The following is a 26515-nucleotide window of genomic DNA, read 5'->3' on the forward strand; positions in this document are numbered from 1 at the left end:
TAACCTGATTTGGGTAGCGTGCCGTATGACTGCTTTTCAAGCAAGGCAGTCCCGTGTAACAAAGTTTTTCATTACAAGCCCTTCTCTAATCAATTTTCTGCGGAGCCTTCATGACTTCTGTTAGCCTAGATGCACTTGATCTTGCCGCCTTGCTGTGCAGCCGAGTCTGTCATGATGTGATCAGCCCCGTGGGCGCTATTGTCAACGGTCTCGAAGTTCTCGAAGACGAAGACGATGTTTCCATGAAGGAGTTTGCGCTTGATCTGATTAAGAAAAGTGCGCGTCAGGCATCTGCACGTCTGCAATTTGCGCGGCTTGCATTTGGTGCCGCTGGCTCTGCAGGGGCGGAGATTGATCTGGGTGATGCCGAGCAGGTCGCAAAGGGCTTCATTCACGACGACAAGCTATCGCTTGGCTGGAATGCCGAGCGTCGCTTGCTGCCAAAGAACAAGGTCAAGCTGCTGCTGAACCTCATTCTGGTTGCCACTAACGCCATTCCGCGCGGTGGGCGCATTACTGTGAGCGTTGATTATGGTGCCTCGCATGCCGAAACGAGCATTCATGTGGAAGCGCAGGGGCCGCAGGCACGTATTCCTGTCAATGCGCAGGAGCTTGTCGCAGGTCGTTCTGCTTCTGGTGATGTTGATGCGCACGGTATTCAGGCGTTCTACACCGGCCTTGTTGCGCAAGCTGCGGGCCTTGTTGTGGATTTCACCATTGATGGCGACATCGTCACCATCAATGCGGTGCCTGCTGTAACTCCTGCTGCTTGATTAGTTTCTCTGGTTGTCCAGATACGCGCGAATACCATTCGCTGCCGCATGAGCGGTAGCGAATGTTGCTTGCAGGAGGTAGCCACCCGTTGGTGCTTCCCAATCAAGCATTTCGCCAGCTGCAAATACCCCAGGCTTCTTGTGCAGCATAAAGGCGGCATCGACTTCACTTTGACGGATGCCGCCTGCTGACGAGATTGCCCGCGCAATGGGCTGAATGCCGGTGAGACGGACAGGCACTTGCTTGATAAGTGCTGCCAATTCCTGCGGCGCTTTAGGCAATGGCCCGCCTTCGCGTACCAACAGGGTTGCTGTGGGCGAAAGATTCGCTACTTTGCGCAACGTTGTGGAAACTGATTGCCCCGCCCGTGCCCGCTCCAGCCGCCAGGCAAGTTCTGAAACACTCATATCTGTTTGCAGATCAATGTATAACGTGACCTCGCCATCGCGCTCAATGGCATCACGCAAGGGTGCGGAAAGCGCATAGATTGCGCCGCCTTCAATGCCCGTTGAGGTGATCAGCGCTTCGCCATGAACTGTTTGGCCCTCGGTATGCAGCGCGATGCGCTTTAATGGCTCACCTTCAGCGCGCGTGCGGAAAACTTCAGACCATGCAACGGTGAAGCCGCAGTTCGAGGCGCGCAAGTCTGCGATATCGATTCCCTCACCACGTAGTACATCCACCCAGCCACCGTCAGAGCCAAGCCGAGGCCATGATCCGCCGCCAAGGGCTAACAGGCTTGCATCGGCTGATATCGTGCGCTCACCCTCAGGTGTAGCAAAGCGCAGGCCGTTATCGGAAAAACCAAGCCACTGATGACGAAATGCAAACGTGACGTCGAGTGTCTCCAGCCGCCGCAGCCACGCGCGCAGTAGCGGCGTTGCCTTGTAGGAGCGGGGGAATACGCGCCGGCTCGATCCCTCGAATGTCGGCTCGCCCAGATCCTCGCTCCAGTTGCGTAGTCGCTTGGGCGAAAACGCACGAATAGCAGGTTCCAGCCACGCCTGCGCTTTGCCATAACGGCGATAGAAATCCGGCAGGCGTTCAGTATGGGTGAGGTTCAAGCCACCACGTCCCGCCAGCAGAAATTTGCGGGCAGGTGAGGGCATGCGCTCATAAACTGTGACGGAAAGGCCATTACGCGCCAGTACCTCGGCGGCCATCAACCCGGCTGGACCGCCGCCAACAATGGCGACAGTCTGCCTCTTCCCTGAATCAGCGACCAACGCCCAGCTTCTTCTGCAGGCTGGTCGAAGATGTTGTGTATTGGAACAACAACTTTTTCTCCGGATAAACGTAATGGTGCACCTTTTGAGCAGCGAGTGCACCTTCATGGAACCCGGAGAGAATTAACTTCAACTTGCCGGGATAAGTATTGATGTCACCAATGGAAAAGATGCCCGGCACACTTGTCTCAAATTTCTCGGTATCAACTGGAATGAGATTCTGATGCAGATTCAGCCCCCAATTGGCAATAGGGCCAAGCTTCATCGTGAGGCCGAAGAACGGTACAAGTATGTCTGCTTCTACCTCGAAGAGGCTGCCATCGTCACGCTTGATGACGGCGGCGTTGAGCACAGGCGCATCGCCCTTTAGCTCTACCACTTGACCCAATGCGAAATCCAGCATGCCATCAGCGGCAAGGGCACGCATCTTGTTCACGCTGTCAGGCGCAGCACGGAAGGCATCGCGACGGTGCAGCAGCGTGACCCGGCTGGCGATAGGGTGGAGATTCAGTGTCCAATCCAAAGCCGAATCGCCACCGCCGACAATCAGCACCTTCTTGTCACGGAATTGGTCGCGCTTGCGCACGGCATAGAACACGCCGGTGCCTTCATAGGCCTCAATGCCCGCAATCGGTGGCTTTTTGGGCTGGAATGAGCCGCCACCAGCGGCGATGATCACTGTCTTGGTAATGAATTCCTTGCCGCCATCAGTAACAACACGAAACAGCGGCGCTTCAGCTGTGCCGAGGCTTTCAACTTCCGAAACTTCTTCGCCCAGATGGAAGGTGGGGCTGAAAGGTTCAATCTGCTTCAGAAGATTATCAACCAGTTCCTGGCCGTTAATCGACGGAAAACCGGGGATGTCATAGATTGGCTTTTCTGGATACAGCTCAGCGCACTGGCCGCCGATCTTGGGCAGGATGTCGACAAGGTGAGCCTTGATGTCCAGAAGGCCAAGTTCAAATACTGCGAAAAGGCCCACTGGCCCTGCTCCGACGATGAGGACGTCGGTCTCGATGCGATCTGTCATAGGTTCCTGTCCACTTTGTCGAATTTCCGCTTTGTCGAAGTCCCGACATGCGCGGCGATAACGCGCTGTTTCAAGATGGTCAATAGGTGAAGACAATCGCATATCACAGGTTCGCATTCCTGCCGACAAAATAATGCACAAAAAGACATGGAAAATACAAATAATAACAATTAAAAAATGTTGTTTTGTTGCGACCTGGAGGAAGCTTCTGGTGCTGAAATTTATGGTATGTAGCATTCATGCAGTGGCAAGATGAAGGCATAGTGCTGGGAGCGCGCCGACACGGGGAGACAAGCGTCATCCTTGAGTTGATGACGCACGCGCGTGGCCGCCATGCCGGGTTATTAAGGGGTGGGCGCTCCTTGCGCATGCAACCGATCTTGCAGGCCGGTAACTCTGTTGCCGCAGTTTGGAATGGCCGTATCGAGGGGCAACTCGGGCAATATCGCGTTGAGGGCCTGGTGTCACGGGCGGGGCGGTATCTGGATTCTCCGCTGGCGCTTAATGGGCTTGGCCTGCTGATAGAACTACTTCGTTTATTGCCTGAGCATGATCCGCACCCAGCGTTGTATGAGGCCTCACTGGTGCTGCTAGAGCATCTTGAGGAGCCGGAGATCGCACCCGTGTTGCTGGTGCGGTTTGAGTTGGCGATTCTGTCTGTGCTTGGCTTTGCATTAGAGCTGACAGAATGCGCGGTCACGGGCTCTACGCAGGAGCTCATCTACGTATCACCGCGTACAGGGCGGGCAGTTTCGCGGCGCGCGGGTGAGAGCTATCGTGATCGGCTCCTGCGGCTGCCAGCCTTCCTGCGAGACAGCGGTGATGGGCAGGGTTTTATGGCGGGCGCAGGGCATCCAGGCCGTGAGGCAGTGCAAGCAGGATTTGCGCTTACCGGGCACTTTCTTGCGCGCAACCTCTTTAATCCACGCGAAAAACCCCTGCCGGATGCCCGTATGCGCTTCCTTGCGCTGATACAATAGAACGCTAAATTTGTGATATACGCCCAAGATGTGCGACAACGGCCTTGAAATGAGTCGGGTTGTTCGTTATCCGTTCCATTCGGTGCGGTGATGATTGCGGGTGCATAAGGTTTCTGATGGGCAAGAAAGTGGATCTGCCGCCTCCGGGCGGTCATGACGACGGTATTGAAGTGGTGAGCCTGCGCTCGGCGCTGGAGGAGAGGTATCTCGCCTATGCGCTATCCACAATCATGCACCGCGCATTGCCCGATGCGCGCGATGGTCTGAAGCCTGTTCATCGGCGCATTCTTTATGGTATGCGGTTGTTGCGGCTTGATCCTGGCTCTGCCTTCAAAAAATCAGCGCGTGTGGTCGGTGACGTGATGGGTCAATTCCATCCGCATGGTGACCAATCGATCTACGATGCGCTGGTGCGGCTGGCGCAGGATTTTGCGCTGCGCTATCCGCTGATCGAGGGGCAGGGCAACTTCGGTAATATCGATGGCGATAACGCCGCTGCCATGCGCTATACCGAAGCACGCATGACTATCGTTGCGCAGCTGTTGCTGCAGGGCATTGATGAGGATTCGGTTAATTTTCGTGATACATATGACGAAAGCAACCGCGAGCCGATGGTGCTTCCATCAGCGTTTCCAAATCTTCTGGCGAATGGCTCGCAGGGCATTGCAGTGGGGATGGCGACATCGATTCCGCCGCATAATGCTGCCGAGCTGTGTGATGCCGCGCTTTATCTGATCACCCATCCGCAGGCCGATACAGACAGCTTGCTGACGTTCGTGCTTGGCCCTGATCTGCCAACCGGCGGCATCATTGTCGACGATCGCGAAACGATCGCTGAAGCCTATCGCACGGGACGGGGCGGTTTTCGTGTGCGCGCCCGTTGGGAGCGTGAAGAGGCAGCGCGTGGTGTCTGGTCAGTGGTTATCACCGAGGTGCCTTATGGCGTCACCAAGGGACGTCTGATCGAAAAGATCGCGGACCTGATGCTCGCCAAAAAGCTTCCGCTGGTTGGCGATATTCGCGATGAATCCGCAGAGGATATTCGTATTGTCATTGAGCCGCGGACGAAGGCCGTTGATGATGTCCTGATGATGGAATCGCTATTCCGGCTGACCGAGCTTGAATCGCGTATTTCCCTCAACATGAACGTTTTGACCGCAGGGCAGGTGCCGAAGGTCTTGAGCCTGGCAGAGGTGCTGCGCGAGTGGCTTGATCATCGCCGTATCGTGTTGCAACGCCGGTCGCGCTTCCGTCTGGAAGCGATTGTACGCCGCCTAGAGATACTCGATGGCTTGCTGATCGTTTATCTTGATCTTGATCGCGTGATCAAAATCATCCGCGAGGAGGACGAGGCCAAGCCTGCATTGATTGCGGCATTCGTGCTTACGGACACGCAGGCGGAGGCAATTCTTAATACGCGTCTGCGTTCATTGCGTAAACTCGAAGAGATGGAACTGCGGCGCGAGCACGAGAAGCTGACGGAAGAGAAAGCGGGGCTGGAGAGCTTGCTGGCTTCCGAGGAATTACAATGGAAGACCGTTGCTAGCGAAGTGCGCGAAGTGCGCAAGCTTTTTGGGCCGGAAACCCCACTGGGGCGCCGGCGCACAACATTCGCGCAAGCGCCTGAAGCTGCAGCAGTCGATATGACCGAGGCGATGGTTGAGCGTGAGCCAATCACGGTTGTGCTGTCCACAAAGGGCTGGATACGTGCGCTGAAGGGGCATGGCAGTGACCTGGCATCATTGCAGTTCAAGGGTGATGATACGCTGTTCCTCGCTTTTGCCACCGAGACGACGGCAAAGCTGCTTGTACTCGCAGACAATGGTCGTGTGTTTACGCTTGATGCATCGAAACTACCTGGTGGTAGAGGGTTTGGTGATCCGCTGCGCTTGATGGTTGATCTCGACGAGGGTGCTGAAATCATTGCGGCATTCCCATACACTGCCGGTGAGAAACTGTTGCTTGCAGCTTCTGACGGACGTGGTTTTGTTGCCTTGGCAGATGAGATCACAGCTAATACCCGTAAGGGCAAACAGGTGCTCAACCTTGATGCTAAGGGTAAGGCGCGCTTGTGCGTACCTGTGAAGGGCGATCATGTTGCTGTTATCGGCGAGAATCGCAAATTGCTGGTATTCCCGCTCACGCAGCTGCCCGAGATGGTGCGTGGACGGGGAGTGCGCTTGCAGAGATATGGTGATGGCGGCGTATCAGATGTGCGCGTATTCACATTGGCCGAGGGGCTGACATGGACCGATACATCAGGTCGTACATGGACAGTGCCGGAAGCCGATATCCGTACTTGGCTTGGTAACCGCGCAGATAGCGGGCGCTTGCCGCCTAAGGGCTTCCCACGGAATAACAAGTTCGCTTGATATAGGTAATTTGCCCGATACTCATGGCTCAGGGAGATGCGTTGGGTTGTCCTGAGCCCTGTAGCTTGAAGGCCGGTTATAAGAACGTCGCTATATGTCGCACGCGCTACTTTTTCCTTGTGCTTGCATGGGCAGCGACATGCAGATACGCAGCTTTGGCTTAAATTTTAATATTTTCAATAGGGAGCGAAGAACATGGCAATGGCGGGCGGAAAACGGATACTGCCTTTAGCGGTATTTCTGGTCGGGTTGCTGATTCTGGGTGGCGCAATCATGTTGCAGTTGCGGGAAACTGCAAACACGCCAGCACCATCGGCCATAGGTGGGCCATTCACGCTGACCAGTTCCAACGGTAATACCGTGACGGAAAAAGACTTCCTTGGTAAGCCAACGCTTATCTTCTTTGGCTTTACCCGTTGCCCTGACATCTGCCCGACGACGCTTTTTGAAGTTTCGGAAATGCTGAAAGCAGCTGGTAGCGATGCCGAGCGAGTGAATATTTTGTTCGTATCAGTTGATCCTGATCGCGATACGCCAGCCTCGTTGAAGGAATATCTTGAAAGCTTCGATACACGCATTCTCGGACTGAGCGGTACGCAGGAGCAGATTGACGAGATCAGCAAGCTCTATCGTGTTTATGCGCGAAAAATCCCGACAGGCGATGCACCGGACGATTACACAATGGATCATACGGCCATTGTCTATCTGATGGATAAGCAGGGGCGCTTCGTGAATGCTTTCAATCTGCAGCGCCCGCCAGAAGAATCTGCGAACGATCTCAAGAAATATCTCTGAGCTGGATATCCGTGCGTTGGCGCGAGATGCCATGGCTTGTTTTGTTCCAATGGCTTGGAGCAACAATCAGGTCATATAATCCGCGCCACGTAGCAACCGTTAGCATTGTCATATAAAGTGGAAGTAGTGGCAGCGCCCATAAAAGCTTCAACCGGCGTCGGCGCGATAATCCGACAATGATTGGTACCACAAGCGCCAAAAGGCCACTGATCCACACGGCGCCGGAAAAACCCAGAATAAGCGCTCTGACCCATTCATGTGCTTCTCCAAAAGTGACGATGATCATCCATATCGATACTGGCAAAAACAAGGGCATGCCAAGCGCACCGACAACTGTGCCAAACATAAGTGATGATGTCATCATAAAGCCGGTTGGCCCCAGCTCTCGCCATGTTGCCATGGGATTGCGCGAATGCGTGATGCATACCTGCATCCATCCCTTCATCCATCTGGAGCGCTGAGCGAGCCAGGCACGTATGCCAATCGGGGCTTCTTCCCGCGTAACAGATTGCAACTGCTTCACTTCATATCCAAATCGTGCCAGCCGGATACCGAGATCGGCGTCTTCTGTGACATTCCATGCATCCCAGGCCCCGATCCTACGAAGGATATCAATTCGGAAATGGTTTGATGTACCCCCCAGAGGTAAAGGTAGGCCTGCTGCGGTTAGTCCTGGATTGACCGCATCAAACAGAGCCGCATACTCAATGGCAAACATGCATGAGCAAAAGCTCTCCGAAGCGTTGTCAATCACAAGGTGCGCCTGAAGACACGCAGCATCTGGAAAGGCGCGAAACATTGCGACGGCTTGGCGCAGCTGCCGCGGATCAGGAATATCTTCTGCATCATAGATAACCACATGGCTGCCGCGTGCTTGCGCTAAAGCAATATTGAGTGCGCGCGGTTTAGTACGTGGTTTTCCATCTGGTGCAATAAGAATGCGAATATGATGTGGCGGTTGGCAATCTTCGATCGCTTTGCGTGTCCGCCAGTCGTCTTCTTCCAGTGCCAGTATAATATCAAGTTTGGCAGCTGGATAATCTATGGCTTTGAGCGCCTGCAATAGCTGCGGGATAATCTCTGTTTCATTATATAATGCTACAATAATAGAATAGATTGGCAAATCTGCATCATCAATTGCAGGAGAAGGGCTTGTTTCATTTGCCCACTCAAGCTTTTCAAGGGCACATGAGAGGCGCAAAACGGCCATTGTCAGGAATATTAATGCAAGTAATAGCATAGACAATTCAAGCACTAGCATTGGTGCTATCATTAAGCCTGTAAAAAACAGGGCTGCCATACCCAAAAGTGTCATACGCTGTGGTTGGCTCATCCCGTCACGAAATGATAGATGGGGCATGGCTTGGGCCAGGCCATGGGCAGCCTCGTAAGCGATTTCATTTTTGAAATGATGTTGTGCAAGCTCAGCCAACCGGCCAGGTGAAGCCAGTGCTATGCCCGCCCCCTTCAAGGGATATCGATGATGAAACAGGGCTCTTATCGCGCGTCCGTTTGGGGCGATGGCAACATGTAGGTCCAGCTCATTGTGGGCCAACGGCAAAATACCGGTTGTCAAGGCTTGCGGGTAACGCGCATCATTTCCTGCTGTAGCGGTTGCGGGGAGAAACGGCACCTCAAGTTCGGCTGCAAGCGCCCGATAAAGTGCATCTTCCGAAATCAGTCCTAATGCCAGTACGGCATCTGTTGAAGATACGCGCCATTTGCTCGCCAATTCGCTTGCTGACTTAAGCGAGGCAGCTGAAATGCCATAGCGAGCGAGATAGGCAATATCGGTAGGTATGCCGCTTGCATTTTTCAAAATGATTTTATTCATCTGGAACTACCTGCGGTCATCCGCAACGGCTTGGGGAAAGCCATTTATTTCCTCGTTAATTGATATGAGAACGGCAGTTCCCACCGTCGGTGGTTCAATATAAGATTGCCAGCACGATGAGATATCTTCCTATAGCAACACGACAAATCTGTCACGCTTCCGCTCTGCTGATCGCCGCCATATGGGCGGGGGGGCTGCTATTGAGCGTGGCTTATCCGCAATCGCCCGCTCGTGCTGAATCGCTACCGATGGCGCTTAAGGCACCAGCTATTGCTGTGCCTGGCTTTTGGGGGGCAGAAGAGCGGGTGCAAAAGCCCGATCTTATTGGTGCACGAGTGGTGCGTTTTCTAACGGATGATGAGTTTCCACCCTTGCATTTTGCAGGTGCTGATGGGCAGCCAACAGGCTTTTCGGTGGAACTTGCGCGCGCAGCTTGTGCCATTCTGGATATGAGTTGCACAGTGCAAGTGCGGCGTTTCGATACATTGCTCGATTCGCTTGCGGAACGTCGTGGAGATGTTGTAGCTGCAGCAATTCCCATTCGGCCTACGCTTTATGGCCGTTTCAGCGTTACCGGTCCTTATCACCGCATGCCCGCGCGCTTTGCTGTGAAAAAAGCTGTCGAGAGCAGTGCTGCGGGGAAGGTTTCTGAAAAAACTGTCGCCCTAACGCCGGACGCGCTGGCAGGAAAACGTGTTGCGATTGTGCAAGGCACCGCGCATGAGGCCTATATTACAGAGTTTTTTCCACGTGCTGAACGTGTCCTCTTCACTGATCTTCAGACCGCGGAAATAGCCCTCAAGGCCGGCGAGGTGCATTACCTTTTTGCTGACGGGATGTCGCTTGCGCTGTGGCTTAATGGCGCATCAGCAGACGGCTGTTGCAGCTTTGCTGGTGGACCTTACCTGGAAAGCCGCTTTTTCGGTGAAGGCGTTGGATTCATCTTGCGCAAAGATGATCTCGCCTTACGTAATGCCTTGGACTATGCGCTGCGTAAGCTATGGGAAAATGGCACTTATACTGAGATCTACCTGCGCCATTTTCCTGTAAGCTTTTACTGAAGCATCCTTTAACGCGAGCCGCTGCGTAGCAAGCGTAGTAAAAACCAGATTGGTAATACCACCATAGCACCGTAAATAAGCCATGAGCCAATATTGCGGAGGCTTTCGAAGCCTTCGTCAATCAATCTGGTAACAAGGGTGACAATACCATCATAGAGATCTACGGGCGTTATTCCCCACCAGGACATGATCGCGCCAACGATAAGTGATAGGAACACCAACCTGATTAGAACGCCGCCAGGTGTGCCACCTATAAAGCGGTTGAGGGAATCATTTGACATACTGGGTTCTTTCCAAGGTGCAACTGATTACAGTTATTATTTTAGCATGTATCTGATCGCGCTTCTTAAGCCAATCGGTGAAGGCGGTCTTGTGTGGGATAGGGCGTTGGCCATGATAACCTCAGACCCGAATCGCAAGAATTAAGCCACTTGCCATCGCAGCTGTTTTGGAAGAATGACCATGGCGAATGTTCCATATGATCCATCCGTGCTTGATGCATCGCTATTTGATCCGGCGCTTATCGATGCGGAAACACGGGCGCTGAACGCTGCCATTGTCGAACGTATCAACTCCTTTCCTGATCAGTGGAGCATGGCTCCAGCCGACGTCCGTATTGCGCGGGCACAGGGGCTTGGTGCTTTCCCCGCGCCTGTTTTTAGCCCTCGGGCACGGATAATAACCATTGAGGGAAAGAGTGGAGGAATTCCATTACGTATCATAGAACCGCAGGATGAAGATGGTCGTGCGCGACAACCACGCGGGGTGTTTCTGCATGTTCATGGTGGGGGATGGACATTCGGAACTGCTGATAGTCAGGATATTCGCCTTCAGCGTCTTGCCGACAAGCTCGGTATCGTAACAGCTTCGGTTGAATATCGACTTGCGCCAGAGAATCCCTACCCTGCTGCGCCTGATGACTGTGAAATGGCAGCATTGTGGTTGGCGCGGGAAGGGTTGGCGCTTTTTGGCACGGATCGTTGTTTTATTGGTGGTGAGTCAGCCGGTGCGCATCTTTCGCTCGTTACCATGTTGCGGTTACGCGATAAGCATGGACTAACACCATTTAGTGCAGCTGTTCTCACATCGGGCTGTTATGATCTTGGTTTGACACCGAGTGCGCGCCAGTGGGGTGAAGAAAAGCTGGTGCTAAATACACGTGATCTTGAAAATTTTGTCTCGAATTTTATTGGTGCAACCGCGGCCAATACAGCCGATATCTCGCCCATATATGCTGATTTGCGCGGAATGCCGCCGGCTCATCTTTTGGTGGGGACGCGCGATGCGCTGCTCGATGATACACTATTTCTTCACGGCCGCTGGATCGCTGCAGGGAATGAGGCAGATTTAGCCGTTTGGCGGGGAGGCGCACATGTATTTATCGTATTTCCAGGGATGTTGGCTGAACGGGCGCTAACACGGGCTGAAGCGTTTTTGGCTAGATTTCTATAGGTCATCTTATCAGGAAGCGTTTGGTGTACCTGCTGATGCAGCAATGCGAGCGGCTGCAATTACCGCTTGTGTGCGGCTTTCAACGCCAAGCTTTTGAAGAATTGCAGAGACATGGGCCTTCACGGTTGCTTCAGAAACCGTCAGTTCATAGGCAATTTGTTTATTGAGCAGACCTTCGGACAGCATCATAAGCACGCGCACTTGCTGTGGGGTCAGGCTTGTAAGGCGGCGGATCAGCTCGTTTGTTTCGCGATCTGTCGGCTGGCTGAGATCAATATCAGACGGCACCCAGGTGCGCCCTTCTAAAATGGCTTGCAGGGCTTGTCCCATTGTTGGCACGTCAAGGGATTTTGGAATAAATCCTGAGGCGCCATAATCGATTGAGCGACGGATTACCGCTGGGTCATCGTTAGCGGAAACGATCGCTACGGGTAGATCAGGATATTGTGCGCGTAAATAAATCAGGCCGGAAAAACCTTGTACATCAGGCATGGTCAGATCAAGCAGCGCCAGATCCGCTGTTCCCTTTTGTGCAAGCACATCAAGTAACGATGAGAAGTTGCCGCTTTCCGAAATCTCTGTTCCAGCAATAACGGCCTCAATCGCCTGTCGCAGTGCGCCGCGGAATAGCGGGTGGTCATCAGCGATGACAATCCTTGCCGATGGCTCAGTGTTCAAAACTCTTCCCCCGCATCTTTATGGTTTGACCAGAGTATCTCTGGTTGCTTCCAAAAGGTCATTTATCGAGACTTCCTCCCTAATTCAGCAGTGCAGAGAGGTGTCTCATTAGGAATTATATTAAACAAGTAGCCGATGTCGATGGTAACAGGCCGGTTGTGACTAATTGGTTAGCCTCAGATCATGCTATTTGGAAAAGAGAGCTCCATGGGATAAAATGATGTGCGGCTACAAGGCCTTATCCGTTGAGGCATTATGAGAGCCGCGTTGCACCATCCATAATCACGGTTGCTATTTGTGCTGCGCCGGTAGCAGCAATGAGTGCACCAAGACCAATCAATAGAGAGCGCCTACGCTCGATGATCGCCTCTGCATTGCTTTCTGGTATCGCATTGGCATTGTAACTGTGAGGATACAACTGAGCTGTCGTCAGCCTCGTTTCATCAGCTGCGGCCATTGCAGCTCGCCGAGCAGCGGCGATGAAGCCTGTGGTTGCGCCAACGTTCTCGGTCAAGCCAACCGTCTTGCGCGCAAGAAGATCTTCAGGGCCATCAGATGCCAGGGCTTCAGAGGTGATGTCGTTGCTTTGCAAGCCCGCTTGCGCCAATGCCTTTGCAGCGCGAAGCTCGGGCTCGCCCGTGAAGAAGGTGCGCGCAGGAGCGGTGTCTATGCGGCGATTGCGAATGTCGTTCTCAAGCTGCGCAAGCCGGTCAACAACGCGCTCCAATGTATTGTGAACGGCGTCGAGCGCGTCCTCTGCACGCACACTCAGCTCACGTGGCGTTGCATTATCGTCTGCTGATAGAGCAGCCAAAGCCTCATTGGCAGCTATTTGTGCCATGCGTTCCAGCGAAGCTGTATCAGCCAGAGGAAGGTCGCGCAATTGTAGTGATAAGTTGTTTACGGCTCTTTCAAGCGCTGTAAAACGTTCTCGCGTGTCAGATTCATCTGCGTTGGAGGCGTGTAATGTCTGACGTGTAACATCATCCAGGCGTTGCGCGAGCTGGCTGATCTGCTGAGCCAAAGTGTCGAGTGCGGCTGGACCGCTTGTTGATTGCTTCCGGCTTGATGCATGCAACGCTTCAATGTTCTCTGACAGGCTATGCACCATGTCTTCAAGCCGCACCAGATTGAGGGAGGGCTGTGAATCATCCAAGCGTAAATCAATACGATCCAGACGTGTCAACAACGCCGCAAGATTGGCGTTCTCACTCTTTTCCGAAATAGGAGAAAATGCAGTATCAAGCTGGCGTGATAGACCCTCCAGCCGTTCAAGGATTGCTTTTTGAGGCAGGTCTTCTGCAACACCAGATTCCAGGCGCGCTAACTCAACCTGCTTTGAGCGAATATCGACAATTGCGCGCGCCAGTCGATCTTCGACTTTGAGTTGTTCAGCATCAGCAGGCGCCTCTTGGTGTGTAGGCGAGGAGGCGTGTACAACATTCAAACTATTGAGGATATCGCGCATCTGAGCAGCCAGTCGCTGTTCCATTGCCGGAAGCAGCTGCGTGCTCATCTCGTTTACATGCTGGGTGGTGACCTCTTTCAAGGAACCCGCAAGATCTTGAGGCAGATGCGTCAATTGCCGCTCTAGCCGCTTGATACGTTGTGCGACAAGCGTCAATGTTTGTGCGAGGTCTGTGCTTGCCTGCTGTTGTGCTATGCTGGCGCGATGAATTTCTTCCAGTTGGCGATTTTCAGCGTGTTCAATGTAGCGCGCGAGGCCTGTCAATGCCTCCGCCAGGCGCATTGACTGTTCACGTGCTTGCTGTTCCTGGCGAGCTTGTGCATCCCGCAGAAGTTGCTCAATGGCATGCGTCGATACGATCGCAGGATCTGACAGCGCTGTCCGTGAATTCTCTGGGCGCACATGCTTTGCGAGGTGCGCTGCGATCTCCGCCCATCGCAGATCGTGCGGAGTGGGGCTATCCTGCCGTGAAGACAGATCGCTTTCTGCTTGCTGGGTGATGGCGACATTGAGCCATTCGCCGATAGTCATCCCGGAGCGACGTGCGGCATCCTTTACAGCCTCGCGGGTTTGCGGGGCAATGCCTTTCACACTCCAGGGCGCTTGTTGCGCGTGGTTTGCCATAGCTTGGCTCATCATGACCCGGCGGTACCATTTAGTAAGCATTGCCTGATTGCTGTTTGGGATCAGGCTGATGCGGCAAAATCGAATCGTGCAAAACGAAAAGGTTCAGCACGTATTAGCTGCTCTGACTTTTGCCGCACAAGGTAAACATGATGTTAAAATAACGCTTTCAGCAGTACGCTATGCAGTGGAATTCGCGCTATGCCGATGCATCTGCATCCAGCTCTCCTGCGATGTGTAACGGAATAAATGATTGCAAACGGTTTAAGCGTAAAAACATGACTGGACGTTGGTATAAAAAACGTGGTAAACGCCAGCGCCAACTCAGTTACACATGTGCAGGGGTAGGGTGAGCGCCACCCCAAAGGTTGAAAAGGTTCTGCAGGCAATTCCAGCAGGGCGTCAGCCAACCGCATCCATGTGGTGACATTATTATATTAGGAAGGGTTGGCGATGCCTGCTATGCGCGAAAAAATGATCCGTGAGGCTTTGACCTTCGATGATGTGCTCCTGCAGCCAGGACACTCTGAAGTGATGCCCGGACAAGTTGATCTGCAGACGACGCTAACGCGCTCTATCTCGCTCAACCTGCCGATTATTGCATCTGCTATGGATACTGTAACCGAGGCTCGCATGGCTATTGCCATGGCGCAAAGCGGCGGTCTTGGCGTTATCCACCGCAACTTCACGCCAGAGCAGCAGGCCGATCAAGTCCGCCTCGTGAAGAAGTACGAGTCGGGTATGGTTGTTAATCCGGTCACCATCCATCCCCATCAGAAGCTCGCCGAAGCGCTTGCCTTGATGAAGCAGCACTCGATTTCGGGTATTCCGGTGGTTGAAAAGGGTGCAAACGGCAATAACGGCAAGCTCGTTGGCATTCTGACGAACCGTGATGTGCGCTTCGCTACAAGCCCCGATCAACCCATATCCGAGTTGATGACCAAGGATCGGCTGATTACTGTTCGTGAAGGCGTGGGGCAAGAAGAGGCCAAGCGCCTGCTGCATGAATTCCGCATTGAAAAGCTGCTTGTCGTCGATAATCACTATCGCTGCATCGGCCTCATTACGGTGAAGGATATCGAGAAACAGGTTGCGTATCCGAATGCCGCCAAGGATGCGCAGGGCCGGCTCCGCGTTGCTGCTGCCACTACAACGGGCGATGAAGGCTTTCTGCGCTGCGAGCTGTTGATCGATGCAGGGTGCGATATCCTTGTTGTTGATACGGCACATGGGCATTCCCAACGTGTGCTTGATATGGTTACGAAGGTCAAGAAACTCTCCAATGCTGTGCAGGTTATTGCCGGCAACGTGGCAACTGCATCTGGCACAAAGGCGCTGATTGATGCAGGTGCAGATGCGGTCAAGATTGGTATTGGACCAGGTTCCATCTGCACCACGCGTATTGTTGCGGGTGTTGGTGTGCCACAGCTTACGGCGATTATGGATTCTGCTGAGGCAGCGCATGCTGCTGGTATTCCAGTGATTGCTGATGGTGGTATCAAGGTATCTGGCGATCTTGCGAAGGCGCTTGCTGCCGGCGCATCTTGTGCCATGGTTGGTTCGTTGCTCGCAGGCACTGATGAAACACCGGGTGAGGTGTTTCTCTGGCAGGGCCGTTCTTATAAATCCTATCGTGGAATGGGTTCGGTTGGTGCCATGTCGCGCGGTTCGGCTGATCGCTATTTCCAGCAGGACATCAAGGATACACTGAAGCTCGTGCCAGAGGGCATTGAGGGGCAGGTGGCTTATAAGGGGAGCGTTGCGGCAGTCCTGCATCAGCTGGCTGGCGGTTTGCGCGCTGCGATGGGTTATACTGGCGCACGCACGATTCCCGATCTGCAAGAGCGCGCAGAGTTCGTTCGTATCACCAATGCAGGCCTGCGGGAGAGCCACGTCCATGATGTGACGATCACCCGCGAAAGCCCTAACTATCCGAACCGGGGCTGATTATGACGCCATCAGCGCGCATTGCCGCAGCTATTGAGGTGCTGGCGGACCTTGAAGTTCGCCGCCGCCCTGTCTCCGATGCCCTGCGCGAGTGGGGGCAGACGCATCGCTTTGCCGGATCGAAAGATCGCGCGGCATTGGCGAGCCTTGTTTATGATGCTCTGCGCCGGCGGGCATCAAGCATGTTTCTATTGGGTAGAGAAAGTCCACGTGCTGTGGTGCTGGGCATGTTACGGCTGGGGCGTGGGCTTGGCACGAAAGAGATTGAGAATCTGTTTTCGGGCGAGCGATTTGCGCCAGAAGCATTGAGCGCTGATGAGCGCCAACGTCTTGAAGCCCCAACACCTGATATGCCTGCCGCGTCAGCTGGTGATTTTCCTGAGTGGCTGGAAGAGTCTTTCACGCGCGCGCTTGGCGATGATCTGATTGTTGAAACACAAGCACTGGCTGATCGAGCGCCAATTGATATTCGCGTCAATACGCTGAAAACAACGCGGGAGGCGCTACAAAACGCGCTTATGCACTTCGCGCCCGAACCGACGCCTCATGCGCCTGATGGCCTGCGGTTTCATGTGGGTGATGATGGCCGTGGCCCTGCGCTACAGGTGGAGCCTGAGTTCATACAAGGGCTTTATGAGATCCAGGATGAAGGTTCTCAGCTTGCTGCGCGTCTTACGCTGGCAGCTCCAGGGGAGCAGGTGATTGACCTGTGTGCCGGCGCAGGTGGCAAGACACTGGCGCTTGCCGCGCAAATGGATAATCGCGGTCAGATTTACGCAACTGACATTGACGCGCGCCGCTTGGCGGCGATTCATGCGCGGTTAGAGCGTTCAAGTGCACGCAATGTGCAACTGAGAGTCCCTCGTGGCCGTTATGATCCCGTGCGCAATCCTGAAGTCGCAGATCCGTTGGCGGATCTTTCTGGCTCTGCTGATCTCGTGCTGGTCGATGCCCCTTGCACGGGCACGGGCACCTGGCGGCGTAATCCTGATGCCAAGTGGCGTCTTCGTCCGGGTGCGTTGAGTGAGCGGATTGCTGATCAAGCTATTGTGCTCGATCGTGCCGCTGCGCTTGTCAAATCAGGCGGGCGGATTGCGTATGTGACCTGCTCATTACTACCGGATGAAAATGATGATGCAATAGTGGGCTTCCTGGCCCGTCATGGTGGTTTTTCCATCATCAATCCGAAGGATGTCGCGGAGTTGGCAGGCTTGCCGCATTTGGCCGCCTTTGCCACGGAGGGCGGTGGCTTGTTATTATCGCCCCATCGCACAGATACGGATGGCTTTTACATTGCGATTTTACGCAAGCAGTGACAGGAAACTCAAAGTAAAAAACGGCGGATCATGTTTGATCCGCCGTTTTAATTTATGCGTATTACAGCGCCTGATGTTCCGATTGGAACAGAACTGCGCTTTAATTTCTATATTTCACCGCAACTTGCGCTCGCAAACTGTTCTAGGTTATTTTTTCTTATCGTACGGATTGTCGCCTGAACGCAATGCCAGCCTGATTGGCGTGCCCTTAAGGCCAAATGTATCACGCAAACCATTCACGAGGTAACGCGTGTAAGAACGCGGCAAATCGCTCAACTGATTACCGAATAACGCAAAATGCGGCGGGCGGCTCTTCACCTGCGTCATATATCGAATCTTGATGCGTCGCCCAGAGACGGCTGGAGGCGGATGACCATCCACCATATCTGCGAGCCATTTGTTGAGGCGGGCCGTGGAAATGCGCTCGTTCCAGACCGCATAAGCTTCCATGACTGTTTCCATGAGGGGATCGATTCCACGACCGGTCAAGCCTGATAGTGGAATAACCGATACGCCCTTCACTTGTGACAGCAGCCGCGCAGCATCCTCACGCAGTGTCTTTAACAGGCCGTGCTGGTCGGAAACGAGGTCCCATTTATTGAGACCGATGACAACTGCGCGCCCTTCCTTCTCGATCAGGTCTATAATAGTCAGATCCTGTTTTTCGAAAGGGATGGTGGCATCAAGCAGCACCACGACCACCTCAGCAAAGCGGATAGCCCGCAGGCCGTCAGCAACCGAAAGCTTTTCAAGCTTATCTTCAATCCGGGCGCGCTTGCGCATGCCAGCGGTGTCGTAGAGCTTGATCGCATGGTCGCGCCATTGCCAGTCGAGTGAAATAGAATCACGCGTTATGCCAGCTTCAGGGCCCGTAAGGAGGCGTTCCTCACCGATCATCTGGTTGATGAGCGTTGATTTTCCAGCATTTGGTCGGCCGCAAATTGCAATTCTCAGAGGACGATGCAGGTTGCCTTGCTCGTCCAAGCCATCTTCTTCTTCCTCGTCATCAGGCTCAGGAAAATATGGCATCAAGGCTTCGAGGAGATCCGAAGTACCTTCTCCATGTTCGGCGGAGAAGGGCACAGGGTCACCAAGACCAAGCGCAAATGCTTCATAAGCACCTTCAAGCCCAAGTTTGCCTTCAGCCTTATTGGCAATGAGGATAACAGGCTTGCCGGAGCGACGTGCGAGATCAGCGAATTGCCGATCAGACGGAGTGACACCGATACGTGCATCGATAACAAACAGGATGATGTCGCAATCATCGATAGCCGTTTCGGTTTGCTGACGCATTCGGCCAGTCAGACTTTCGTCTGCTGCCTCTTCCAGTCCAGCGGTGTCAAATATCGGGAAGGTGAGATGCCCAAGGGTCGCCTCGCCCTCGCGCCTGTCACGTGTGACACCAGGCCGGTCATCGACCAGCGCGAGCTTACGCCCTACCAAACGGTTGAAGAGCGTCGATTTGCCGACATTAGGACGACCGATAATAGCGACCGCAGGGGTCATGGTTGCTCCAAACACACAGAAGAAAGTAATAAGATTCAGTTAGTTGGCAGGTCCGCCGGCGACAATAGCCAGATAAACCTCCTGCACACGCCGGCGCAGGTTGGGAGGGGCTGCCGGATCAGTCATGATCTGGTCGAACCAACGCCCGGCTTCATCAAAATTGCCCGCATTTAGTGCCACAAGACCAAGGGTTTCCAGCGCTGTATAGCGCCATGGCTGGCCAGGAGCAGCGAGGGGCTGCAACGCGGCCTGCACTTCGTCAGGTGACAAGGTGCCTACCTGCAGCAAGGTTGCGCGCAGTCTGGCGAGGTCCCGCCACGTGGCATCAATAGATGAATCATTGGCGATTGCGGTAAATGCTGCGGCACCTGCTGCCGGATCCTTTGCACCCTCAAGCGCCGCGAGGCGGAAACGTGATAGCAGTTGATAGCCGGCTGGACCATCTGCGCTAATGCTTGCGAGCGCTTGTTCTGCCTCATCGCTTTTACCATCACGGGCGGCCTGTAGAGCCTCTTCAAAGCGCGCGCCAGCCTGCTCGGCTGATTGCCTGTCGAGCCAGCGCCATGATTGCCAGCCGCCAACGCCTGCAATGATCAACACGATAATGGTGATCAGAAATGGAGCTAGCCGGCGAAAAAGCTTTGAGTAGCGATCGCGGCGGAGATCTTCATCGATTTCGCGAAAAATGTCAGTCATAGGTCACAGCTGTGATGGCCCGCAAAGGCAATTCTAGAAATAAAGCGAAGCGGACCATTAACACAGTGGTGTGGCGAAAGCGAGATCACCATTGCATTATATAAGAGGTTGCTCTGCATCAACGAATGCGCGCAGAAGATGGTGCGCAATTGCCATTGGGCGAGGGGCTGTCAATCCGTCAGGATGGCTTTCAGAAAATAGAGTGCGCGCCTCTTCACGCGAAAACCATCGCGCATCTTCAAGTTCCAGATGATCGATGGTGAGATCTGTGGTTATGGCCTTGGCGATGCATCCGATCATCAAGGAAGAAGGAAAAGGCCAAGGTTGCGAAGCGAGATAACACACGGCCCCTACTTGAATGCCAGCTTCTTCCTTGATTTCACGGCGCACGGCATCTTCAATGGTTTCGCCGGGTTCAATAAACCCTGCGAGTGCAGAGTACATTCCTGGTGCAAACTGGGGTTGGCGCCCCAGAAGGCAGTGTTCGCCATCTGTTACAAGCATGATTACAACAGGGTCGACACGTGGAAAATGCTGGGCCTTGCAAGAGGGGCAGTCGCGTCTGAAGCCGCCTGTAAAGGCGAGAGTGGCCGTGCCGCAATTGGCACAAAATCCATGTCGTCGATGCCAGTCCATCAAGGCTTTGGCTTCTCCCAGCGGAGCAAGTTCATCAGCCGGCAAAAGCCCTTCTGATGCGATGGCCCGTAAATTGACGAGCTCAACATCTGTGCGGGCGCTGAAAGAATCGCTGAGTGACGTCGGATAGAGCAAGCTAAAGATTGGGATATCATCGAGCATGCCGAGATAAGCACTCTCCTTTTCCTGTCCCAGCTCCATGGCTTCCTGCAGAGTGAAAAAAGCGCGTTGCGGCTCATTATTTGTTTTAAGAAGAGGTGTATCCCCAACCAGGATGAACGCCCGCGCTCTCTTATCCGCGCGGTGATATGCGACTTCTGATTCGATTTCACGGCGCTCTGAATGGCGATTGAGACGGTTGCAGGCGAATGCCGTTTGCGCTGAAAGTTCGGGTGAAGCAATTATAGAAAAATCAGTTTTGGAAAGGAGTTTTCTGGTCATTGTGCTTCCTACAAACAATTGGCGAGCGGCAATTTTTCTAACGAGGTGGGCATCCTAAAGCGATGCAGTGCATTTAACCAGCTGTGAGAAGACATGCAGAAAATAGCGCTTATATTGGCTATGCACGTTATGATTGATTTTTCAGCGTTTTTTATTGTGTGATTTAATCAGCGAAAAAAACATCCCGAAATAGTATGTCGGAGCGCATTTTTATCCTTGACGTTGCCGTGTACTAGCCGCATTTACCTTCCATACACTTCGATATTGCGCATGTGCGCAGTTCGATCTCATCGGAAAAATCGGAAATCATGCCCAGCGACAGTATAAGTCGATCGCGTTTGCCGTCTTCGGCTTTCTGGATAGCCTGATCTTTTCGATCAGCTCACCCGGATCGGCCGTTTGACGGTCCGATCGACAGGAAGGTGAGCCAATGACCCCTGCCAAAATCAACCGTGGCCTCATGGCCGCACGCTATGAAGACACCCGCAATGATCGCTCGGTAGCGTGGATGCTTGCGCTTATGCTTATGCTTGTGTTCCTGCCAGTTATAGGGGTATGGGCTGCAGCGTTTTTGTCGCGTTAAGGCAAGTGCGATTGAGTTATACGCATCTCATTAATTTCGATGCTGCAGATATTGATATCGCTTAATGATATATTGGAATAATTACTGAGATTGTTCTCTATGTAATGCTTCAATGTAATCAATGTTTATATTGGGCGGATTTATTCTTTTGCAGAAAGATGCGCCCCTTCTATATGGGAAGAAGGGGCGCCGTGTTTTTAGCCGATGGCCTTCTGTAGATTTTCATCGACCTTATCAAGGAAGCCGGTGGTTGATAGCCACTTTTGGTCTGCGCCAACGAGAAGCGCCAGGTCTTTGGTCATAAATCCAGATTCAACTGTGTCGATGACGACCTTCTCAAGGGTATCAACAAAGCGCTTCAGCTCGGCATTGTCATCCAGCTTGGCGCGATGGGCGAGACCGCGGGTCCAGGCGAAAATCGAGGCAATCGAGTTTGTCGATGTCGCCTTGCCTTTTTGATGTTCGCGATAATGGCGTGTCACAGTGCCATGTGCGGCCTCCGATTCGACAATCTTGCCATCTGGCGTGAGCAGTACTGAGGTCATTAGGCCCAGTGAGCCGAAGCCCTGTGCGACTGTGTCGGACTGCACGTCGCCATCATAGTTCTTGCAAGCCCAGACGTAACCGCCGGACCATTTCAGGGATGAAGCTACCATGTCGTCGATCAGGCGGTGCTCGTAGTGAATGCCAGCCTTAACGAATTCTTCGCGGAATTCAGCCTCATAGACCTCTTCGAAAATATCCTTGAAGCGACCATCATAGGCTTTCAGGATAGTGTTCTTGGTGGAAAGGTATACGGGGTATTTACGTGAGAGACCATAATTGAGCGATGCGCGGGCAAAATCACGGATCGAATCATCCAGGTTGTACATTGCCATCGCAACGCCAGAACCAGGGAAGTTGAATACTTCGCGCTCGATCTTGGTGCCGTCTTCGCCAACGAAAGTCAGTGTCAGCTTGCCCTTGCCGGGGACGCGAAAATCTGTTGCACGGTACTGATCGCCATAAGCATGACGGCCGATAATGATCGGCTGCGTCCAGCCTGGTACCAGACGAGGCACGTTGCGGGCAATGATTGGCTCGCGGAAAATAACGCCACCAAGAATGTTACGGATGGTGCCGTTAGGCGACTTCCACATCTGTTTAAGATTGAATTCCTCCACCCGCGCTTCGTCGGGGGTGATGGTGGCGCATTTGATGCCAACACCATACTGCTTGATCGCTTCGGCGGATTCGACCGTAACCTTGTCGTCTGTCGCATCACGGTTCTCGATACCGAGATCGTAATATTTCAGGTCGATGTCGAGATAAGGGTGGATCAGCTTATCTTTAATGTACTGCCAGATGATCCGGGTCATTTCATCGCCGTCGAGTTCGACGACGGGGTTCGCCACCTTGATCTTGCTCATGTGTCATTCACCTTGCACGGGAAAACAGCGTAGGAACCTTGGTGCGGATCCGTGCGGAACCGACACCAGCAATAAATCCCTATACGCATTTTCCGCTGCGAATAACACCTGTGACCGGGGTGAAACAGTGACAAAATGAGAAATTTCAATGCAAGTCGCTGAAAAATGATTAGCACGTATGAATTGTAGACAACTCATATCTCAAACTAAAGGCCGGAGCCTTTCGAGGACTCCGGCCTTTATATGTCGTCTTGCAAGCTCTTGGTCGAAATAATCCGCGACCTTGTATATCGGCGTCTCACGCTGCAGCCATCTGCGTTTTACCGGCCATCATGCGTTCAGAAGCGATAGAAAAGCGCATCAGAGCTTGGCTGCGGTGACGTTCAGAGATGCGGCGCCATTCTTCTTCCACGTCATCGCGGCTGTTGAAGGGGCCCGAAATCTGTTCAGTACCCGGGATGATGTTCTGAAAGTCGGTGTCGCTGTATTCACCGCCCACGATCCAGTAACGAGAATGTTCCATTTTTTAGCTCCTGATCTCTGAAAGAAGGTATCAAAAGAGTTTTTCTGGAGGGGAGGAGGTGGAGAGTTGATGCTCTCCACCGGATGAAATCTTATTCAGCAGCATTCTGCTTAAACTGAGCCGTCTCGGTCGATTCGCCCATTGCGGTAGTCGATGACTGACCGCCGGTGATAGCAATCGATACCTGATCGAAGTAGCCGGTGCCCACTTCCCGCTGATGACGGGTGGCCGTGTAGCCCTTCTCCTCCGAATCGAACTCTGCCTGCTGCAGCTCGCTGTATGCTCCCATGCCGCGATCGCGGTAGCCGGTAGCCAGTTCGAACATGCTGTGATTGAGGCTGTGGAAACCTGCCAGCGTCACGAACTGGTATTTGTAACCCATGGCCCCCAGCTCGCGCTGGAACTTCTCGATCTCGGCTGGCGAAAGCTTTGCGCGCCAGTTGAACGAGGGCGAGCAGTTGTAAGCCAGCAGCTTGCCTGGGTGGACCTTGTGCACTGCTTCAGCGAACTTGCGAGCATCGTTGAGGTCAGGGTGTGAGGTTTCCCACCACAGAAGATCAGCATATTTCGCGAACGACAGGCCGCGGGCGATGCAATGGTCGAGGCCAGTGCCCTCCTTGAGGCGGAAGAAGCCTTCAGGCGTGCGACTGTCGGGTTCGATGAAGGGGCGATCACGCTCATCGACATCGGAAGTGATCAAGCGTGCACTTTCAGCATCAGTGCGTGCAACGATAAGGGTTGGCACGCCACAGATATCCGCTGCCAGGCGGGCTGCTGTGAGATTCCGCTCATGCGCTGCTGTTGGGATCAGCACCTTGCCACCAAGATGGCCGCACTTCTTTTCTGAAGCGAGCTGATCTTCAAAGTGTACGCCAGCAGCGCCTGCTTCAATGTACGCCTTCATAATCTCGAATGCGTTCAGTGGGCCGCCAAAGCCTGCCTCAGCATCGGCCACGATTGGCAGAAACCAGTCACGCGTTACCTTGCCTTCAGCATGCTCGATCTGATCAGCGCGTTGCAGCGTGCGGTTAATCTTGCGAGCAAGTTCAGGCCCGGAATTCGCGGGATAGAGGCTCTGGTCCGGGTACATGGCGCCCGCCACGTTTGCATCGGCAGCAACCTGCCAGCCGGAGAGGTAGATTGCCTCAAGCCCGGCGCGGGCCATCTGCATGGCCTGATTGCCCGACAGTGCGCCGAGTGAGTGTACGTATGGACGCTCTTGCAGCAGCTGCCACAGGCGGTTTGCGCCGCGTTCAGCCAAGGTGTGTGCTGGAAGAACCGAGCCCCGCAGCCGCTCCACATCGGCGGCGGTATACGGACGCTCGATGCCGTCAAAACGCCCCGCCGGCGCATTAGGAACGAGAGATTTGAAGTCGCGGCTCATTTTGGTATCTCCTGGTAACCTAATTCTTAGACATCTTTTACAGAATGGTCTCTGTCGAAACTTGATTCTCGCCGAAGACCCGTCCTACACCATCATCAAACACATTTTTCGCTTGCTTGGAAACACCAAAAGTTGCATTTTTGTATGAGTGTGTATTTGTTAAAAATGTAAAATTGTGAAAGTTGTAAAAACAACATGAACGATATCTCGTCGAAGAAACTATTCATTGGTCCCCGCCTGCGCCGTTTGCGCCGCGAGCTTGGACTTACCCAGACGAGAATGGCAGAAGAGCTAGGTGTTTCAGTAAGTTATCTCAATCTTATCGAGCGAAATCAACGCCCCGTAACGGCCCAATTACTGCTACGTTTGACCGAGGTTTACGACATTGATTTGCGTTCTTTAGCGGGGGAGGCGGACCAGCGAGCGGTAGTTGATTTATCGGAAGTTTTGGCCGATCCGTTGTTTCGTGAGCTCGCAATACCGCATCATGAAATTGTGGAAATCGCAGCTAACGCGCCTGCATTAGGCGATGCAGTAACCCGTCTTTACAAAGCCTATCTCGATGGCAAGCGGCGGGAAGAGAATGCCACCCGCCACTCGGATGGTCGTGATGAGCCTGCAGCTGCTTCCGAGGATCCCGTTGATACAGTTCGTGATTTTGTGCAGGATCAGCGCAATCACTTTCCTGTATTAGAGGAGGCGGCAGAAGCAATTGCTGCGGAGCTGATGGTTGCCAACGCTGACCTCATGACCGCATTGCGCGAACGTTTGCGCGAAAAACATGGACTTACTGTGCGCGTATTGCCGGTTGATGTGATGTCGACGACGCTGCGTCGCTTCGATCGGCACCGGCGTCAGCTCATGGTTTCGGAAATGCTTGATAGCTCTGGCCGTATCTTTGCCATCGCCTATTTGGTGGGGCAGCTTGAGGCAGGCGCGCTCATGGATGAGATTATAGAGCGCGCACCTTTTACGGCGACGAACACCCGCCGCTTGTTAAAAGTGAATCTCACCAACTATATGGCGGCAGCTATTATGATGCCCTACGGGCGTTTTTTCTCTGCCGCGGATGCGCTGGGATATGACATACAAGTGCTTGGCGCGCGCTTTGGTGCGAGTTTTGAGCAGGTTTGCCATAGGCTGACAACTTTATCGCGCCCATCTGCGCGAGGCGTGCCGTTTTTTATGATTCGCGTTGATTCAGCAGGAAATGTTTCAAAGCGCTTTTCGGCTGCAAACTTTCCTTTCTCACGTTATGGCGGTACCTGCCCATTGTGGCTGCTGCATTCAACCTTCAAAAACCCGAATCATATTTTCACGCAGATCGTTGAGATGCCCGATGGCGCGCGCTATTTCACTTTGGCTCGGGCGGTCACAAGATCTATCTCATCCTGGAATAAGGCAGAGCCTGAAGTCGCGTTGGCGCTTGGATGTGACATCAAGCATGCCGCCAAACTCGTCTACACGCGCGGTCTTGATCTTGCAGCTCCGGATGCGACACCAATAGGCATTAACTGCCGCTTATGTGAGAGGCCCGATTGTACGCAGCGCGCCATGTTGCCTTACTCGCGCGCTCTGGTTGTTGAGGAGCACACGCGGGCGGTTGCACCATTTCGTTTCAAGTGATGTCAGATCACGATATGGTGAAGCCAATAGGGCGACAAATGCTGCATTTTATAGTAAATTTATAATTATGATAATAAGATCAATACGTTATTATGACACATGTGTCCCGATGCCTGAGTATTTAATTTCGCAATGATGTCGATTCGGATCTCGA

Annotated in this window: 22 protein-coding genes; 10 read left to right on the forward strand and 12 right to left on the reverse strand. The window is 53.4% G+C overall.

Annotated elements, in window-relative coordinates; genetic code table 11:
• The first annotated feature begins 110 nt into the window (after positions 1 to 110).
• Positions 111 to 773, forward strand: a complete 663-nt coding sequence (gene chpT, locus VRZ32_RS02130; RefSeq protein ID WP_414523790.1) for a histidine phosphotransferase ChpT — start codon at positions 111 to 113, stop codon at positions 771 to 773.
• Here the strand turns inward: chpT and VRZ32_RS02135 are convergent, their stop codons facing one another.
• On the reverse strand, positions 774 to 2000 hold the full coding sequence (locus VRZ32_RS02135) for a TIGR03862 family flavoprotein (protein WP_414523792.1): 1227 nt from the start codon (positions 1998 to 2000) through the stop codon (positions 774 to 776).
• Positions 1990 to 3030: an NAD(P)/FAD-dependent oxidoreductase gene (locus tag VRZ32_RS02140; protein ID WP_414525010.1), complete on the reverse strand. Its 1041-nt coding sequence runs from the start codon at positions 3028 to 3030 to the stop codon at positions 1990 to 1992. Before VRZ32_RS02140 ends, VRZ32_RS02135 begins: the two co-directional genes overlap by 11 nt.
• A 239-nt stretch (positions 3031 to 3269) precedes the next feature.
• Between VRZ32_RS02140 and recO the strand changes: the two genes are divergently transcribed.
• From recO to VRZ32_RS02155, 3 genes are all read left to right on the forward strand, one after another.
• Positions 3270 to 4010 carry a DNA repair protein RecO gene (recO, locus tag VRZ32_RS02145; RefSeq protein WP_414523794.1) on the forward strand — a complete coding sequence of 247 codons (741 nt, stop codon included), beginning with the start codon at positions 3270 to 3272 and terminating at the stop codon, positions 4008 to 4010.
• 116 nt (positions 4011 to 4126) lie between these two features.
• A complete protein-coding gene (gene parC, locus VRZ32_RS02150; RefSeq protein WP_414523795.1) occupies positions 4127 to 6382 on the forward strand; it encodes a DNA topoisomerase IV subunit A in 2256 nt (751 codons plus the stop codon).
• A gap of 201 nt (positions 6383 to 6583) precedes the next feature.
• Positions 6584 to 7177, forward strand: coding sequence for an SCO family protein (locus VRZ32_RS02155; RefSeq protein ID WP_414525011.1), 594 nt, complete (start codon positions 6584 to 6586; stop codon positions 7175 to 7177).
• Here the strand turns inward: VRZ32_RS02155 and VRZ32_RS02160 are convergent.
• Positions 7161 to 9011 (reverse strand): glycosyltransferase, encoded by a 1851-nt coding sequence (locus VRZ32_RS02160; RefSeq protein ID WP_414523796.1) that lies wholly within the window; start codon positions 9009 to 9011, stop codon positions 7161 to 7163. The two genes, VRZ32_RS02155 and VRZ32_RS02160, sit on opposite strands and share 17 nt — an antisense overlap.
• A 116-nt stretch (positions 9012 to 9127) precedes the next feature.
• Between VRZ32_RS02160 and VRZ32_RS02165 the strand changes: the two genes are divergently transcribed.
• Positions 9128 to 10072: a transporter substrate-binding domain-containing protein gene (locus VRZ32_RS02165; protein ID WP_414523798.1), complete on the forward strand. Its 945-nt coding sequence runs from the start codon at positions 9128 to 9130 to the stop codon at positions 10070 to 10072.
• An 8-nt stretch (positions 10073 to 10080) separates the two neighbouring features.
• Here the strand turns inward: VRZ32_RS02165 and VRZ32_RS02170 are convergent, their stop codons facing one another.
• Positions 10081 to 10353 (reverse strand): DUF6460 domain-containing protein, encoded by a 273-nt coding sequence (locus tag VRZ32_RS02170; RefSeq protein WP_414523799.1) that lies wholly within the window; start codon positions 10351 to 10353, stop codon positions 10081 to 10083.
• Between the two features lie 181 nt (positions 10354 to 10534).
• On the opposite strand from VRZ32_RS02170, the gene VRZ32_RS02175 reads away from it, so the two are divergent.
• On the forward strand, positions 10535 to 11524 hold the full coding sequence (locus VRZ32_RS02175; RefSeq protein ID WP_414523800.1) for an alpha/beta hydrolase: 990 nt from the start codon (positions 10535 to 10537) through the stop codon (positions 11522 to 11524).
• Between the two features lie 9 nt (positions 11525 to 11533).
• Here VRZ32_RS02175 and VRZ32_RS02180 read toward each other — a convergent pair whose 3' ends face one another.
• Together VRZ32_RS02180 and VRZ32_RS02185 are read right to left on the reverse strand one after the other, a co-directional pair.
• On the reverse strand, positions 11534 to 12202 hold the full coding sequence (locus tag VRZ32_RS02180; RefSeq protein WP_414523801.1) for a response regulator: 669 nt from the start codon (positions 12200 to 12202) through the stop codon (positions 11534 to 11536).
• Between the two features lie 253 nt (positions 12203 to 12455).
• On the reverse strand, positions 12456 to 14294 hold the full coding sequence (locus VRZ32_RS02185; protein WP_414523803.1) for a hypothetical protein: 1839 nt from the start codon (positions 14292 to 14294) through the stop codon (positions 12456 to 12458).
• 453 nt (positions 14295 to 14747) lie between these two features.
• On the opposite strand from VRZ32_RS02185, the gene guaB reads away from it, so the two are divergent.
• Positions 14748 to 16241: an IMP dehydrogenase gene (gene guaB / locus VRZ32_RS02190; protein ID WP_414523804.1), complete on the forward strand. Its 1494-nt coding sequence runs from the start codon at positions 14748 to 14750 to the stop codon at positions 16239 to 16241.
• Between the two features lie 2 nt (positions 16242 to 16243).
• Complete coding sequence (locus VRZ32_RS02195; RefSeq protein ID WP_414523806.1) at positions 16244 to 17557, forward strand: RsmB/NOP family class I SAM-dependent RNA methyltransferase; 1314 nt, start codon at positions 16244 to 16246, stop codon at positions 17555 to 17557.
• 147 nt (positions 17558 to 17704) lie between these two features.
• Here VRZ32_RS02195 and der read toward each other — a convergent pair whose 3' ends face one another.
• The 3 genes from der to nudC all read right to left on the reverse strand — a co-directional run bounded on the left by der (position 17705) and on the right by nudC (position 20836).
• Entirely contained in the window at positions 17705 to 19063 is a 1359-nt protein-coding gene (gene der / locus VRZ32_RS02200) for a ribosome biogenesis GTPase Der (protein ID WP_414523808.1), read from the reverse strand.
• A 39-nt stretch (positions 19064 to 19102) separates the two neighbouring features.
• On the reverse strand, positions 19103 to 19759 hold the full coding sequence (locus VRZ32_RS02205) for a tetratricopeptide repeat protein (protein ID WP_414523809.1): 657 nt from the start codon (positions 19757 to 19759) through the stop codon (positions 19103 to 19105).
• A gap of 96 nt (positions 19760 to 19855) precedes the next feature.
• Entirely contained in the window at positions 19856 to 20836 is a 981-nt protein-coding gene (nudC, locus tag VRZ32_RS02210; protein ID WP_414523811.1) for an NAD(+) diphosphatase, read from the reverse strand.
• A 430-nt stretch (positions 20837 to 21266) separates the two neighbouring features.
• On the opposite strand from nudC, the gene VRZ32_RS02215 reads away from it, so the two are divergent.
• Positions 21267 to 21419 (forward strand): hypothetical protein, encoded by a 153-nt coding sequence (locus tag VRZ32_RS02215; RefSeq protein WP_414523813.1) that lies wholly within the window; start codon positions 21267 to 21269, stop codon positions 21417 to 21419.
• A gap of 197 nt (positions 21420 to 21616) precedes the next feature.
• Here VRZ32_RS02215 and VRZ32_RS02220 read toward each other — a convergent pair whose 3' ends face one another.
• The 3 genes from VRZ32_RS02220 to aceA all read right to left on the reverse strand — a co-directional run bounded on the left by VRZ32_RS02220 (position 21617) and on the right by aceA (position 24735).
• A complete protein-coding gene (locus tag VRZ32_RS02220; protein WP_414523814.1) occupies positions 21617 to 22828 on the reverse strand; it encodes an NADP-dependent isocitrate dehydrogenase in 1212 nt (403 codons plus the stop codon).
• Between the two features lie 298 nt (positions 22829 to 23126).
• Complete coding sequence (locus tag VRZ32_RS02225) at positions 23127 to 23351, reverse strand: hypothetical protein (RefSeq protein ID WP_414523816.1); 225 nt, start codon at positions 23349 to 23351, stop codon at positions 23127 to 23129.
• A 91-nt stretch (positions 23352 to 23442) separates the two neighbouring features.
• The gene (gene aceA, locus VRZ32_RS02230) at positions 23443 to 24735 is read right to left on the reverse strand and encodes an isocitrate lyase (protein WP_414523817.1); all 1293 of its coding nucleotides are present in this window, start codon (positions 24733 to 24735) and stop codon (positions 23443 to 23445) included.
• Between the two features lie 195 nt (positions 24736 to 24930).
• Between aceA and VRZ32_RS02235 the strand changes: the two genes are divergently transcribed.
• Positions 24931 to 26361 (forward strand): helix-turn-helix domain-containing protein, encoded by a 1431-nt coding sequence (locus tag VRZ32_RS02235; protein ID WP_414523819.1) that lies wholly within the window; start codon positions 24931 to 24933, stop codon positions 26359 to 26361.
• Positions 26362 to 26515: the final 154 nt, after the last annotated feature.

Source organism: Pseudochelatococcus sp. G4_1912 (assembly GCF_047501465.1).
Lineage (GTDB): Bacteria > Pseudomonadota > Alphaproteobacteria > Rhizobiales > Beijerinckiaceae > Pseudochelatococcus.